Source organism: Methylomonas albis, assembly GCF_014850955.1.
Lineage (GTDB): Bacteria > Pseudomonadota > Gammaproteobacteria > Methylococcales > Methylomonadaceae > Methylomonas > Methylomonas albis.
Genome location: NZ_JACXSS010000001.1, coordinates 1,583,389 through 1,598,438 on the forward strand (window position 1 = coordinate 1,583,389; position 15,050 = coordinate 1,598,438).

The window sequence follows — 15,050 nt, forward strand, 5'->3', positions numbered from 1 at the left end:
CCACCGTAGCAAGCTGCCGATCATCGGGGAACCAAGGTTCTGCCGACTAGAAGTTGTCATAGCAGACAGGTCTACTTTATATACATGTACATAATTCGGTTTTTGGCCAGAAAGTAAGCATGCTCGGACAAACCCGGTAAATTTTCCCGCAAATAATTGCTTATTTTCTCGTGAATCGTGGCATATGGTTCGCTGTAGAAAGCATTGCTTTTACGTACAAGCATCTGAAGCTGTGTTGCGGTTGCAGTCGCGTTTTTAATATCAGCCGGTGATAAGTCAGGAAGTTTCATAATCATTTTTTCAGCGAAAGTATCTACTGAAGGTACTCCTCCCCATTTATCCATTTCTGAGAATATTTCTGAAACAAGGTCTATTTCTTCCATCATCAACTCCTAAAAAAATCATTGGGTATTCAGTGTAGCTCCGATTGGCGATAGCGTAATCGGAGGAATGTTGACTACGAAATGTGCGATTACGCAAGCTAATCGCACCTACATTTTAAATGACAGACTTAGGGTGGGCACGATTTCGCGCTCACGCGGAATTTCGATTGCATATACAACGACTCGCTACCGCGAAACTCAATTGAATGCCGGTTCCCGCACCGGCGGGCGGGTTACTTTTCTTTACTTGTCCAAAGAAAAGTAACCAAAAGAAAAGACACCCGAATGCCGCTTTTATCCTGCGCTCCGAAGCTTTCGCCGGGGGTTGCCGAAGGGGCTTCCTGCCCTTCGGCAACGCGATGCATCCTTGCATCGCCCCTAACGGGCTAGTCCCGGCGAAAGCTTCGGTGCTCGGCGCGGCAAACGGGGCAAAAACGGTCACCAAATTTATATCGGGCGTAGGGTGGGCACGATTTTTGTGCCCACGCGGCAATTAGCAGCTGAATAAACGAGTGTGAGGTTTATGCTCAGCCTGCGCGCTTCCCTCGCCAATAAAACTCCCATCAAAGCAATTAGCTAGCCTTCGGAAATATAGATGGCTTACCATGGGCCGACTTTCGATGTTTGTTCCAATTCAATCAGGGTTTTATACCGGGGCGGATAGAATAATGGCAATTTGGCGGATTAGCTCAACCCTAAGGTTTACCTTTCTGGCGGCTGCTTTCCTGGTTTCCGGGTGTGCCAATCATGCCGATTTGGCGCAGGCGCCCGGCGAAGGCCTTGTTGTCCAATCTGAGCCGGATTTGAATTATCTGGCAACGCAAAATTACTATCACGAGCTGATTTCCGGCGCCATGCCCAGCATCGCCGAATTGACCCTGTTTACCAATCAACTGCCCAAGGGCGGCGATCTTCACCACCACTATTCGGGTGCGCTGTATGTCGAGACTTATCTGGATTGGGTGGATAAAAGCCATTTTTGTATTTGCTTGGACAATGCCTGCCAAGGCGGCACCAAAGGTGGCCTGGAGTCGGCGGCGAAATACGAGGTTGTCAAAAATTGGAAGTCAGGCGGGTGTATTAGTGCGGGCGATCTGCGGACCCAAAAAAAATATTCGGCTTTCTACCGCGATCTGCTGAAACGCTGGTCGGATAAAGATTTTGCCAACCACTTTCACGAACAATCCCCGCCGGATCAACAGTTTTTCGACACCTTCGGTTTCTTCGGTTCGGTGTCCGACTATTCCTATCAAGCAGGTTTGCAGGCGCTTAAAGAACGGGCCATAGCCGAAAACGTGTTGTATTTGGAGACCATGCTGAAAAGCGCGCCGGCCGTCGATAACCCGTCGCTGGCAAAAACACTCAACGCCCTAAATGCCGACAGCTCCGACCGGGACATGGAGGCGGCTTTTCAGGCTTATTTCGATTTTCTTGCAAGCGATCCGGCAGCCAAAGCCGTCGTCGAGGAGTATGCCCGCTCCCATGCACAGGCGGCGGCCGGTATCAACGACAGCCATTTTACGCTGCGCTTTCAGACCTATGTGTCGCGCAACAGCGCTCCGGCCAAGGTGTTTTCCGGTTTGTACGCCGCTTTCGCCGCCGCGCAGCAATCGGCGTTGATTGTTGGCGTTAATTTGGTGGGGCCGGAAAACGGTTATATCGCGATGCGCGACTATAGCCTACATATGAAAATGCTAAGGTTTTTGCGGCAGCGCTTTCCCGAAACCAAGCTGTCTTTGCATGCCGGTGAGTTGGTGTTGGGCATGGTGCCGCCGGAAGGCTTGAAGAGCCATATCAACGAAGCGCTAAATATTGCCGGGGCGCGGCGTATTGGGCACGCGGTGGACATTGTGCATGAAGCCGATGCCTACCAATTGCTGGAGCAGATGAAAACCGGCGGCGTGGCGGTCGAGATCAATCTGACCAGCAATGCTTTTATTTTGGGAGTGGAATACGAGGCTCATCCCTTGCAGTTATATCGGCGCTATAACGTGCCTTATGTGATTTCCACCGATGATGCCGGCGTGTCGCGTAACAATCTAAGCAACGAATATCTGTTATTTACCAGTCGTTACAAGCCTACTTACGAGGAATTGAAGGCTGTGGTTTATAACAGTATCGATTACGCTTTTTTGCATGACCAGGAAAAAGCTGATGCACGGCGGGAATTGGATAAGCGCTTTGCCGGCTTCGAAGCACAAATAGCCAAACAGCTTGAACTTGAAGAATAGCCCTGAGGCGCGCAATTGGCGTTACGGTCTTGGGCAATGCCGTTAAGTTAAGGTTTAACCGTTCGTTTTGAACTTGTCGAAGGGCGGATGGTTAAGCCGTTCATGGTTCGACAGGCTCACCACGAACGGCTTAACTTAACAGCTGTGCGGTCTTGGGGGCGTCAACATTTCAATGAAAATCCCTGGATTGACTCTCCAAATCGCCGATCCAGTTACTCCAGTCCTCCAGCTTGCCAGCGACCAGATGCAGTACGCCATCTTCCTGTTGAATGGTGCCGGTGACAGACAACAATCGGGCTTTTAATAGCGGTTTACGCTGCGCTAACGCTGTAGCCGGCCAGACCACCAGATTGACTTGGCCGGTTTCATCTTCCAGTGTCACAAAAGTCACGCCGGCAGCCGTCATCGGCCGTTGCCGGCAGATCACCAGACCGGCGACCTGGGCGATGCTGCCATTACGGCGTTGCCATAAGGATGCTGCAGTCGTAACGCCGCGGCGGCGCAAGCGTTCCCTTAGCAGGCCCAGCGGATGCTCGCGCAAGCTGAGCCGGGTGCTGGCATAATCCGCTAATACCTCCTGGCCCGGTTTGGGTGCTTTTAGTAGTGGGGTGGCTTCGGCGATCTCCGCCACCCCAAATACTGGCGTGGCTGCTTCCACACCGCCTGCCGCCCAAAAGGCGCGATGCCGGTTGCCGGCCAGGCTTCTCAAGGCATCCGCTGTCGCCAAGTGTTCCAAATCCTGCCTGGACAGATCAGCGCGCATAGACAGATCGCTTACATTGGCAAAGGCTTGTTTACCACGAGCTTGGACAATTTTGGTCGCGGCTGTTGCCGATAAACCCTTGATTTGATTAAAACCCAAGCGCAAGGCTGGCGCGGTGTTTGCCGGAAACTCCAACGAGCATTGACACAAACTGCTCTGCACATCCACCGGACGCACCTCAACCCCATGCCGACGCGCATCCTGTACCAGTTGCGATGGGCCGTAAAAGCCCATCGGCTGACTGTTTAATAAGGCACAGCAAAATGCCGCCGGATGATGACGTTTCAACCAGGCCGAGACATAAGCCAGCAAGGCAAAGCTGGCGGAATGCGATTCCGGAAAACCGTAATCGCCAAAGCCTTTGATTTGCTGAAATATCCGCTGGGCAAATTCGGCGCTGTAGCCGCGCGCCCGCATGCCGTCCAGCAGTTTCCGTTCAAATGGCTCCAGCCCGCCCTTGCGCTTCCAGGCCGCCATGGCACGGCGCAACTCATCTGCCTCGCCGGCAGTGAAACCGGCCGCCACCATAGCCAGTTGCATCACTTGTTCCTGAAAAATCGGAATGCCCAAGGTGCGTTCCAATACAGTTTTAACTTCCGGGCTCGGGTAATCAACCGGCTCCAAGCCCTTGCGCCGGGCCAGATAGGGATGCACCATTTCGCCCTGGATCGGGCCGGGGCGGACGATGGCGATTTCGATCACCAAGTCGTAATAATTGGCCGGTTTCAGGCGCGGCAACATGGTCATTTGCGCCCGCGATTCGACTTGAAACACGCCTATGCTATCGGCTTGTTGCAACATGGCGTAAACCGCTGGGTCTTCGGCGGGAATGTCGGCCAGAGCCCAGGAACGGCCAGTGTATTGACCAAGATATGCGAATGTTTTACGAATCGCACTGAGCATGCCCAGCGCCAACACATCGACCTTCAGCAAGCCCATGGCTTCCAGATCGTCTTTTTCCCATTGAATCACGGTGCGGTCGACCATCGCGGCGTTTTCCACCGGTACCAGCCGGGATAATTCGTCGCGCGCAATCACAAAACCGCCGACATGCTGCGATAGATGGCGCGGAAAGCCTTGGATTTGCTCGACCAACACGGTCAGGCGTTGCAGCGTTGGGCTGTCCGGGTCGAAACCGCAGTCCCTTAGCGCTTGCGGCATCAGTTTATAGCCGTCCCAACGATCCACCGTATCGGCCAAGCGTTCGATTTGCGCCAGATTTAAACCCAGGGCTTTGCCGACGTCGCGTACCGCGCTGCGGGTGCGGTAGGTAATGACTGTCGCGGCCAGTGCCGCACGATGCCGGCCGTATTTTTGATAAATGTATTGAATCACTTGCTCGCGGCGTTCGTGTTCGAAATCCACATCAATATCCGGCGCCTCGTTACGCTCGCGCGACAGGAAACGTTCAAACAATAGATTCATTCGACTGGGGTCGACCTCGGTAATCCCCAGGCAATAACAGACTGCCGAATTGGCCGCCGAACCGCGGCCTTGACACAGTATGCCTTGCTCGCGAGCGTATCTGACGATGTCGTGCACAGTCAGAAAGTAAGGTTCGTAGATTAATTCGGCAATCAACGCCAGTTCATGCTCGATTTGCCGATGGACTTTATCCGGTACACCTTGCGGCCAGCGCCGAAGCGCGCCGGCTTCGGTCAAGTGTCGCAGCCAACTGCTTGGCGTATGCCCGCTTGGGGTCAGTTCACGCGGATATTCGTAGCGTAATTCGTCCAGGGAGAAACGGCAGCGTTCGGCGATAAGCTGCGATTGTTGTAACCATTCCGGCGGATAAAGTTCTGCCAAGCGGGGCAGGGGACGTAAATGCCGCTCGCCATTGGCGAACAAGCTGTAACCCAGTTGCGCCAGCGGCTGCCCGAGGCGAATCGCGGTTAAGGTATCTTGCAAGGCCTGGCGGGAGCGGCGATGCATGTGTACGTCATTGCAGGCAACGACGGGAATGCCCAGGCTTTGGCCGATGCTTTCGACATGTGCCATCAGCATCTGGTCTTGCCCCGATAAAAACCGGCCGCAACCCAGCCACAGATCATTGGCAAATAATTGTTTTAACCAGCGGCCGTCGGCTTCGCAAGGCGGATAGCTTGCTAACCAAATGGCTAAGCAAGCCTGCGGAAAGTGCGCAGCCAGATCGGCTCTGCTTAACCGGTAGCTCCCTTTGTCAGCTTGGCGGCGGGCCAGGGTGATCAGTGCGGACAGGTTGCCGTAGCTGTTACGCTCGGTTGCCAGTAGCACCAGTTTCAGGCCGTCTTGCAACACCAATTCGCTGCCGATGATCAGTTTGATAGCATGTTTGCGAGCGGCCAGATGCGCCCGCACCACCCCGGCCAGCGAGCATTCGTCGGTCAACGCCAGGGCTAGATAACCCAGGCGGGCAGCTTCTTCGACCAGCTCTTCCGGGTGCGACGCACCCCGTAAAAAGCTAAAGTTGGACAGACAATGCAGCTCGGCAAAGTCGAGGTGCAGCGCCTTGGTATCAGCCGAACAAGCCATGCACAAACCACTGTTGTTTGGCGTTTAAGTTGCGATAAACCCAGAGTTTGCGGCCAAGCCTATCCTGGGCAATGTGGTAGTCGCGGCGCATCGGTTGGTTGTCCCACCAGCCGGATTCGACGCGTTCCGCTGCCGATAGCAGACGAATATCCACTAGCCGCAGCGGATCCGGAACCGGCAGCAGCCACAATGGTCGCGGCGCTAAGCCAGCGGTAGAGTGCAAAGGGGCAGGGGCGTTGGTCACGGCTCTTTCCGGGCGATGATCGGCTCGGGTTCCCGGAAACTGCAAGGCCTGATGTCCCAAGCGAGCTTGCAATTGATCCAAAACAGCTTGCCATTCGCTGGCGCTGTCCGCTGACGCGTTATCCGCGAATAAGCTGAAGCCTTCCGGTTGAAACGGGATGATGGCTTGACTAAGCAGGCTGACGGCCAGCACCGGCGCCGATAATGGCGAGCGTTCCAGTTTTTCGTGCAGCAAGCTGCACCAGTGTTTGGGGTCGCGGCTGCCGGCACGAAATTCCACTGCCAGTCGCGTGGCCGGACTGCTGTGATGGTGCAGCTCCAGTGTGATACCTAAGGCGGTGGCGTCACGTACTTTTAAAAATACCGCAAACTCGGCGGCCAGTTGGGTGATGGCTGGAAAGAAGTGTTCGATACGCTCTAGTTCGATGGGCATTTCCCGGCTGGCGTGGAAGCGTGGCGGCCGATGACAGGCTTGTAACACTTGAGTTTGCTGGCCGACAAGTCTGTCCAGCTGTTGTAGTAAGCCAGCGCCATACCGCTTGGCTAGGCCGTCGCGCGGCAAACGCCACAGGTCGATCAGCTGGCGCAGGCCGGTGCGTGCTAGGCGGCGTAAGCTTTTATCGTCCAGCGCCAGGGCGGCGATGGGTAAGGGGCCCAGCACCGAGCGTAAAGCCGAGCGCTCGGTGACGATGATTTCCAGGCCAAGTCTTGCCAACAACACACTGGCTGTCGGTGATGGGCTGATGACCATTATTGGACGATGCCTATCGGTTTGTAATGCTGTTCTGAGTTTATCTCGCAAGTTTTCCACGCCGCCAAACAAGCTCAGGCAGGCGCGGACTTCCAGTAACAAGCAATCCTGCTGACCCAGACTGACCCACGGGCTGAAATTTAAGGCAATATCGGCTAATTCATCTAATGCCTGACGTTCGGCCAGCGGCTCGCGCTTATCAATGATCAAGCCGGGGCATAAAGCCAGTGCGGCGGCGGGCGGCATGCCTGGTTCGACGCCAGCTTGTTGCGCGGTTTTAGAAACGGCATGTAAGCGAAGCTGGCCTTTGTTCAGTGTCGAGCAGGCGACGGCCTGAGATAAATCCAACTGCAGGGCTGCCAACGCTAAATCAGGAAAGTAGACGCAGATCCACAGTTGGCTATTGGCCGGCTTGAGTTTGCTGGTAGCGTCGACTCGGTTGGTTAGTGTTGGCGATAGTGCCCTGGCGGTTGCGGCCATGCGGGTTTATAACGGCAGGATTATAGATGCGCGTTGCAAACTGCCGCGCGCTTTGAGGATGTGTAAGGCCAGACCAGTCTCCGTCGGCCGGACTTCCAAACGCAATGCCGTGTAACCGGCGCCGTTGCGTTGTTTTGGAAATAATACCGCCAACGCGGAGCCGGCCTCGGCGGCCAGTTGTAAACGGCGGATCTGATGATCGCTGAGTCGGCGCGGCCAAGTCAGCGTCATACCGCAGCGGCCGCTACGCAATAATTTTTCCAGACTCCAGGGTATGTCGGCCTCATGTGGGCAGTCCACAATCAGCACATAGGCTAAATCGATGCCAGCCTGCGCCAAGGCCGGGGCATAAACTTGCTGTGGCGGCGCGACCCAGGCTATCCAGCGTTTGGCTTGGGTCAGGTAGGCCATGGCCGGCAGCAACAGCTTTAATTCACCAACACCCAGACAAGTCGATAAGATTTCCAGCACGCCGCCCAGCGGCCAGCCGCCACCGGGTAGCAAGGCATCCAGTGCGGGAAAGCCGGTGGCGATGACCGGCCAGCTTTGGTTATCCGCATGTAATCCGCGCCAGACCCCGGCTTGGGAACGCAGGATGTGCTCCAGGGCGCCGGTGCTCATAATCCGCTACGAATGACGCCGACCACCACGCCCTCGATGACCAAAGCTTCGCGTTGCAAGTCTACTTCTATTGCTGCGAAATCCGGGTTGGCGGGTTCCAGAAAGGCTTTGCTTCCCTCCAGTCGTAAGCGCTTCACGGTGGCTTCGTCGTGTATCCGGGCGACCACGATCTGGCCGTTACGTGCTTCCGGGGTGCGTTGCACGGCTAGTAAATCGCCATCCAGAATGCCGGCGTTGCGCATGCTCAAGCCTTGTACCCTGAGTAGGTAATCGGCGCGGTGATCGAACAATTCCGGGCCCAGGCGGCAATAGCCTTCGATATGTTCTTCGGCCAGAATCGGCTGGCCCGCCGCCACTCGACCAATCAGCGGCAGGCCTTGATCCGGATTGGGCGTGGGTTTCAGTAAACGAATGCCGCGCGATGCGGCCGGTACCAGCTCGATGGCACCTTTGCGCGCCAGGGCCTGCAAATGGCCACGAATACTGTTGGTGGAGCGCACACCAAAGGCCGCGGCAATTTCGGCGATAGTCGGCGGAAAGCCGTCCTGCACCAGGCTGCGCTCGATGAAGTTCAGAATGTCTTGTTGGCGGTCGGTAAGTGGTTTCATGCTGTTTTTATGATTACTGCTTTTATTAGCAGTATAATTTGACTGCTGAAGATGTGCAAGAAATGAAAAAGAGATTAAAAGCAGCCTTAAACATAGCGGCCACATCATAAATTGGCGACAGCCTGTATTTATCGATTGCGCGAGGATATAGCAAACTACGTTTTAGGGGTTACGAGTATTCCTTGCTAAAACAATGAGTTGTTATATGAGATAGAAAAATGGTCAGGCGTATTTTTATGCCAGAGTACTTCGAAGCGTTAGTGATGTATGCCTTGCACTCTTTAGTATGGTTTTATAGGTAACGATGTATCCAGTAAACTAGCGTCAGCAGCAAACTACAGGCCGATTTTATGCTTTTCAACTCTTACACGTTTATCCTGGCTTTTTTGCCGGTAACGCTACTGATATTTTTTATCCTAGGGCGGTATGCAGGGCGCCGAGTGGCCATCAGTTGGATGGTGGCGGCCTCGCTGTTTTTTTACGGGTGGTGGAACCCTGCCTACCTTGGGCTGATTGTTGCGTCAATTTTGTTTAACTACTCAATAGGAACCATACTTGGCGATGAACGCCGCCAAACTAGCACTCGCTATCGCACGTTCGTGTTTGCCGTGGTGGTGAATTTGGCGGTATTGGGTTATTACAAGTACGCGAATTTCTTTCTGGAGAATCTCAATGTCGTATTGGGAGTCGGTTATGTCCATGCCGACATAATTCTGCCCTTGGGTATTTCCTTTTTTACATTTACTCAAATTGCCTTCCTGGTAGATGCCTATCGAGGCGAGGCGCGAGAATACAATTTTTTGCATTACGCCTTGTTTGTTACTTATTTCCCGCACTTGATTGCTGGTCCCGTATTACATCACAAGGAAATGATGCCGCAGTTTGGACAAAAGAGCATTTTTCATTTTGATGCCCTGAATTTCTCCTCAGGATTGAGTTACTTCGTGCTGGGCTTGTTCAAAAAAGTCATCATTGCCGACAGCATCGCCAGTCTTGGTTCACCGATATTTGCGGCCGCAGCCAAAGGCCAACCGATTTTGGCATTGGATGCCTGGGGTGGGGCTTTGTCATATACATTTCAATTGTATTTCGACTTTTCCGGCTACTCGGACATGGCGATTGGTTTGGCTTTGATGATGGGCGTACGCTTACCATTGAATTTCAACTCACCCTACAAAGCCGTCAATATCATTGATTTCTGGCGCCGCTGGCACATGACGCTTTCTCGCTTTTTACGTGACTATTTATACATTTCGCTCGGCGGCAATAAAAAAGGCTCCATCCGCAGATACTCAAATTTATTGATTACAATGTTGCTTGGCGGCCTCTGGCATGGTGCAGGTTGGACCTTCATCATCTGGGGCGCGCTGCATGGTTTGTTTTTAATCATCAATCACGGATGGCGTGCTCTACGCCAGCAGTTAGGGCACGATCTAAACTCATCCAGTCGACTGGGTCGTAGCCTCTCCAATATACTGACATTCTTGGCGGTGTTAGTAGGCTGGGTCTATTTTCGCTCCAACGATGTTGCGTCCGCCCATCGCATCCTGGATAGCTTGTTTTCCCCGTCGAATTTTCGACTGTCACCATTTTATGCGGATTTAGTGATGCAGTCATCGCTGGGACGTTGGGTTGGCATCACAGGTATTACCGTTAGTGCGGAAATGGTATTGCTGTCAACGCTAACCGTTATAGCCGGCATTACTTTTTGCTCCCCCAACACCCAGGAAATCATGGGGCGCTTCTACTTTGCCCCATGTGGTTGCAAGGAAAATACCGCATCGTATCCCTCCGGCATCTGGTTACCTACTTTACGTTGGGCCTGCTTGATCAGCGTGGCGACGGTTTGGTCTTTGCTTGGCCTGACGCAAATCAGCGAGTTTTTGTACTTCCAGTTCTAAAGCGGGATAGCCATTATGAAACAGGCAAACAATTATTTACGGTGCTGGAGCAGTTGTGTGATCGGCTTGCTATTGCTGGTCGCCGGCTTTAACTGGTTTGTGAATCCATTCAGTATTTTTAATGCGCCTGCCATTCCCCATTTCAATGCCAATAAACCAGATTACGCCAGCCACTTGCGCTTAACGCATGTCTACCGCGTCGAAAATCTGAGACCGAATTGTGTCTTTCTTGGTACATCCCGAGCCGGACGCGGTTTGTCTCCAAATCATCCCCTGCTGGCAAATTTAAATTGTTACAACATGGCCCTGCCATCGGCAAGCATGTATCAGCTACGCCGTGGCTTTCAACATGCGCAAGCCATCAATCCGCAAAAGCTTGTTATCCTGACCTTGGATCTTCGGGTATTTCATCCGGAAACCGACACCAGTGGTGCTTTTTCCGATATGCGTCTGGCGGTCGACGAGAATGGGGAAAAACAATTCAACTTATTTTCTGCACGGCTACCCGATATGGCTTCGTCTCTGATTTCGGTATCGGCATTGCAAGCCAGTTTGACTACAATTCGCAAGCAATCCTGGGTCAAAGATACTCTGGCGACAAACGGCTTTTGGCTACCCTTGACGGACGAATTTGACCATGTCAAAACCTTCGATTTCTACACGCGTACCTATGTGGGACAGTTTAAGGAAATGCGCCAAAACTCGACGGGTTTTCAGAAAAGTCTGGACGAATTCCGGCTGTTATTGAGAGAGGCGCATACACAAAATGTGGAACTAAAGCTAATCATTCATCCGGCACATGCCTGGCAATGGCAAACACTTTTGCTATCGGATTTATGGTCGCGTTTTGAAACCATGAAATATCAAATGGTTGAGATTAACGCCCAAGAAGCAAGTTGGGCAAATCAGCAGCCTTACCCTATATGGGATTTCAGCGGTAGCTACGGTCCGTCGTTAGAACCAGTACCGACCAAGCAAGGTGAGTTAATGCATTGGTTTTGGGAGCCAGCCCATTACAAGCAAGTCCTTGGAGACTTGATTTTGGATAGAGTGCTCGGAGAGAAACCGCCTACCGACGCGGCGTTCGCAGACTTCGGTGCAAGGTTGGATAATGGCGGACTAGAAATTCATCTGACTAAGCTACGCGGGTTACAGGATATCTATGCGGCGGGTCATCCGATAGACATGGCGAAAATCCAATCGATAGTTAACGAAACACAAAATAGTGCAAATAACGCCAACACGGTAACGGGATTTTAGTCGATATGACTACTCGGATTTTGTTAGCAGTTGTTTTGATCGCGTCTTGCGCATATATCGCCGGAGCTAAGACTTACCCGACGCTATACAACTGGTTACATCCGACAAATACTCCCGAGTATTTCAATTGGCCCGATGGTTTTACCGTTTGGGATATCCCTAGCTCCATAGATGGCAACCTGCAAAAAGCCTATTTTTATTCTGCACCTGGAAAAACAAAACGGCCGTTGTTGATTAGTTTGCATTTCTGGGCGGGAATCTATGCCACACCTGACCCTCTTGCGGCGTATGCAAAAACGTATGGTTGGAATTATATCCATCCTGATTTTCGCGGACCTAATATAGGGACTGATAATTGCCTGAGCGATAAGGTCATCGCTGATTTAGATGATGCAATTGAATTTGCTTTACAAAATGGCAGCGTTGACGCGCAAAATATTTTTGTAGTTGGTTTTTCAGGTGGCGCTTACGCAACATTAGGGCTGTATGCAAAAACTCGTCACTCGGTCAAGGCATGGCTGGCCTGGGCCGCCATCTCCGACTTGGAGGCTTGGCAGCGGGAAACAGCTGCTCATGGAAATATTGAATTGAGTGACGACGTGCTACGTTGCACTGGCAGCGGCTCGCAAATCGATACTGAAGCGGCAAAGCGTCGTTCCCCTTTGTTTTGGGCTTTACCCAATGTCCCGCGCGGGCGGATAGAGTTATATGCGGGTATCAAGGATGGACACAAAGGAACCGGAACAGTCGCCATTTCGCATTCAATAGCTTATTTCAATTATCTTACGAGCCGATACAATAAGTTCGATGCCGTTGTCGATGTTAAAGAAGCAATGCCGCTATTGACTCAGGGGAGTGTTGCAACTCCGCTGCTCATCGGGGATAGAAAAGTATTTTTGAGGCGCGACGTCGGTTTCGCGTCGTTGACCGTGTTCAACGGAGGGCACGAAATGCTGCCAAGCTATTGCTTCGAACACTTGCTAGAGCTTAAAGATGACAAGGATTGGGGCAAACAGCACGGTAGTCCGTAAGAGCAAAGTCCAGTTATGCCTATCAAAAGTCTTCAATCCGGTTCCAGCACCCGAAACAACATTTCCTTCACGGTCTGCGGGTCGAAGGGTTTGTCGCAAATCGCCGAGACGCCGGCTTTATGCACATTGCTGAGGCGGGTTTCGTTTTCTTCGCTGGTGACCATCAAGATCGGCACGATAGAATTGCCCAATTCCTGGCGAATGGTTTTGATCAATTGTTGGCCGTCCATGATCGGCATATTGTAATCGGTGACGATCAGCTCGAACGCATTCTGGTCCCTGCTAAATATATCCACGCCTTCCTTACCGTCATTGGCTTGGGTAATCTTGACGATCCCCATATTGTTCAATACCCGGCTAATGTGCTTGCGGGCCAGGGGACTATCGTCTACCACCAAAACTCTCACGTTTTCGATGTCGTAATGTTCCAAACTGATTTCTTGCGGATCGATAAATTCGATGGTTGCACGCAAGGCGTTTTTTAAATCCTCATGGGCGAACGGTTTGGGCAAAATGGCTACTACGCCGGCCTGGCGGATGGTGTCCAGCACCTCGAAGCTGGATTCGCTGGATATCAACATGAAGGGGACATGGTTCAGGGCTTCGTCGCCACGTAGATGCTCGACTAGTGCGGTGGCCATCATATCCGGTAGATACAGGCTGCTGATAATCAAATCCGGTCGATGATTGTGCAAACTTTCCAGTGCGGCTGCGGCATTGGCAACGCCTTCAATGTTGGCAATACCTTCGTTGCGTAAATGCTGCATGATGACTTTTAACTGCGTGGTCGAAGGTTCAATCAGCAAGATCGACAAGTCGGCAATATCTATGGCGTGCATAAGCGTGTGGCCTGGTTAATGTTGGTTGGAATAGCATCCTGCATTCGCCAGCGAGAAAAAAAAATCCCACAGTCTAGCCGGCGAGATTAAAATTGAGCGTTGGTTTGCCGGTAAACCGGCAACATTTCACGTTTCAGGATAGACCTAAACAAACATGATTCAAGAAATCCTCATCACCACCGTCAATCTGCAAGGCGATACGCACATCGCGCCGATGGGGGTGCATGTTGATAAAGATCAATACATTATCTTGCCGTTTCGGCCCTCGACCACACTGGATAACCTGTTGACTACCAAAACCGCCGTCATCAATTTTTGCGACGATGTGCGGATTTTTGCCGGTTGTCTGACTGGGCGTAGGGATTGGCCCTTATCGCCGACCCAACAAATCGCCGGTTATTATTTAGCCGATACCTTGGCGCATACCGAGCTGAAACTAATCCGGATCGAAGACGACGACACCCGGCCGAAATTGTTTTGCCAGGCTGTGTATACTGTCAACCATAGGCCGTTTCAAGGTTTTAATCGGGCCCAGTATTCGGTGCTGGAAGCGGCAATATTAATTAGCCGGCTGGGTAGATTGCCGTGGGAGAAGATTCAAGCCGAACTGGATTATTTGCGTATCGGCCTGGATAAAACCGCCGGCGAACGCGAACGGGAGGCCTGGGATTGGTTAATGACGGCTATCGAGCAACATCGCCAGGGAGTGCAAGCATGACCGGGATGTTGGCTAGCGTGAATAGTTTGGCCGAAGCTTTGTTGGTTGAAGCTGCCGCCGTGGATATTATCGACCTAAAGCAACCGGCTCGGGGAGCGTTGGGGGCGTTGGATATTGCCGTGGTTGCCGAGATTGTCCGCCACTTGCAACCGGCTAGCTGTGTTAGCGCTACTATCGGCGATTTACCGATGCAGCCCGAGTTGATACTGCCGGCCGTGCAAGCCATGGCGGCTACCGGTGTCAATTATGTGAAGATCGGTTTTTTTCCGGGTGGCGACTGGCTGGCCTGCATCGATGGTTTACAAGTGCTTGCTGCGCAGGGCGTGGCCTTGGTAGCCGTATTGTTTGCTGATACACACCCGGATATGGCGATTATCGATGCCTTATACAAGGCTGGGTTTCGCGGTGTGATGTTGGATACTGCTGATAAACAGCTCGGCTCATTGACACAGTTGATGGCTCTCGATGAATTGCAAACTTTTGTTGATAGGGTAGCGAGTCTGGGCTTGCTGAGTGGCTTGGCGGGGTCTTTGCGCGCTGAGGATGTCGCGCGTTTGTTGCCGTTAGGTGCGGATTATTTGGGGTTTCGTGGGGCCTTATGCCTACAGCATTCCCGCACCGCGCAACTGGATGTCATGCAAATCTCTATACTTAGAGAACATTGGCAGGCTTTGGCGTATTGAATGCCCCGGCTGATGAATGGCAGTACC

The 15,050-nt window shown here is 52.5% G+C and carries 12 protein-coding genes; 6 read left to right on the forward strand and 6 right to left on the reverse strand.

Annotation, left to right across the window (positions count from 1 at the left end; all coding sequences use genetic code 11):
* Window positions 1-71: 71 nt before the first annotated feature.
* On the reverse strand, window positions 72-383 hold the full coding sequence (locus EBA_RS07375; protein ID WP_192374044.1) for a hypothetical protein: 312 nt from the start codon (window positions 381-383) through the stop codon (window positions 72-74).
* 668 nt (window positions 384-1,051) lie between these two features.
* Here EBA_RS07375 and EBA_RS07380 point away from each other — a divergent pair.
* Window positions 1,052-2,614 (forward strand): amidohydrolase family protein, encoded by a 1,563-nt coding sequence (locus EBA_RS07380; protein ID WP_192374045.1) that lies wholly within the window; start codon window positions 1,052-1,054, stop codon window positions 2,612-2,614.
* 169 nt (window positions 2,615-2,783) lie between these two features.
* Here the strand turns inward: EBA_RS07380 and EBA_RS07385 are convergent, their stop codons facing one another.
* The 4 genes from EBA_RS07385 to lexA are packed head-to-tail and all read right to left on the reverse strand — an operon-like array spanning window position 2,784 to window position 8,591.
* Window positions 2,784-5,888 carry an error-prone DNA polymerase gene (locus EBA_RS07385; protein ID WP_192374046.1) on the reverse strand — a complete coding sequence of 1,035 codons (3,105 nt, stop codon included), beginning with the start codon at window positions 5,886-5,888 and terminating at the stop codon, window positions 2,784-2,786.
* Window positions 5,872-7,362, reverse strand: coding sequence for a Y-family DNA polymerase (locus tag EBA_RS07390; RefSeq protein WP_192374047.1), 1,491 nt, complete (start codon window positions 7,360-7,362; stop codon window positions 5,872-5,874). Before EBA_RS07390 ends, EBA_RS07385 begins: the two co-directional genes overlap by 17 nt.
* Before the next feature lie 6 nt (window positions 7,363-7,368).
* Window positions 7,369-7,983, reverse strand: a complete 615-nt coding sequence (gene imuA / locus EBA_RS07395) for a translesion DNA synthesis-associated protein ImuA (RefSeq protein ID WP_192374048.1) — start codon at window positions 7,981-7,983, stop codon at window positions 7,369-7,371.
* Window positions 7,980-8,591 carry a transcriptional repressor LexA gene (lexA, locus tag EBA_RS07400; protein WP_192374049.1) on the reverse strand — a complete coding sequence of 204 codons (612 nt, stop codon included), beginning with the start codon at window positions 8,589-8,591 and terminating at the stop codon, window positions 7,980-7,982. The genes imuA and lexA overlap by 4 nt, the downstream gene beginning before the upstream one ends.
* 350 nt (window positions 8,592-8,941) lie before the next feature.
* Between lexA and EBA_RS07405 the strand changes: the two genes are divergently transcribed.
* From EBA_RS07405 to EBA_RS07415, 3 genes are read left to right on the forward strand one after another with little or no spacing between them, the layout of a single operon-like run.
* A complete protein-coding gene (locus EBA_RS07405) occupies window positions 8,942-10,492 on the forward strand; it encodes an MBOAT family O-acyltransferase (RefSeq protein ID WP_192374050.1) in 1,551 nt (516 codons plus the stop codon).
* Window positions 10,493-10,507: 15 nt separating this feature from the next.
* Window positions 10,508-11,752, forward strand: coding sequence for a hypothetical protein (locus EBA_RS07410; protein ID WP_192374051.1), 1,245 nt, complete (start codon window positions 10,508-10,510; stop codon window positions 11,750-11,752).
* 5 nt (window positions 11,753-11,757) lie between these two features.
* Window positions 11,758-12,783 carry an alpha/beta hydrolase family protein gene (locus EBA_RS07415; protein WP_192374052.1) on the forward strand — a complete coding sequence of 342 codons (1,026 nt, stop codon included), beginning with the start codon at window positions 11,758-11,760 and terminating at the stop codon, window positions 12,781-12,783.
* Between the two features lie 32 nt (window positions 12,784-12,815).
* Here EBA_RS07415 and EBA_RS07420 read toward each other — a convergent pair whose 3' ends face one another.
* Entirely contained in the window at window positions 12,816-13,622 is an 807-nt protein-coding gene (locus EBA_RS07420) for a response regulator (RefSeq protein WP_192374053.1), read from the reverse strand.
* A gap of 154 nt (window positions 13,623-13,776) precedes the next feature.
* Between EBA_RS07420 and EBA_RS07425 the strand changes: the two genes are divergently transcribed.
* Window positions 13,777-14,340, forward strand: coding sequence for a DUF447 domain-containing protein (locus tag EBA_RS07425; protein WP_192374054.1), 564 nt, complete (start codon window positions 13,777-13,779; stop codon window positions 14,338-14,340).
* Window positions 14,337-15,023 (forward strand): (5-formylfuran-3-yl)methyl phosphate synthase, encoded by a 687-nt coding sequence (locus EBA_RS07430; RefSeq protein WP_192374055.1) that lies wholly within the window; start codon window positions 14,337-14,339, stop codon window positions 15,021-15,023. The genes EBA_RS07425 and EBA_RS07430 overlap by 4 nt, the downstream gene beginning before the upstream one ends.
* Window positions 15,024-15,050: the final 27 nt, after the last annotated feature.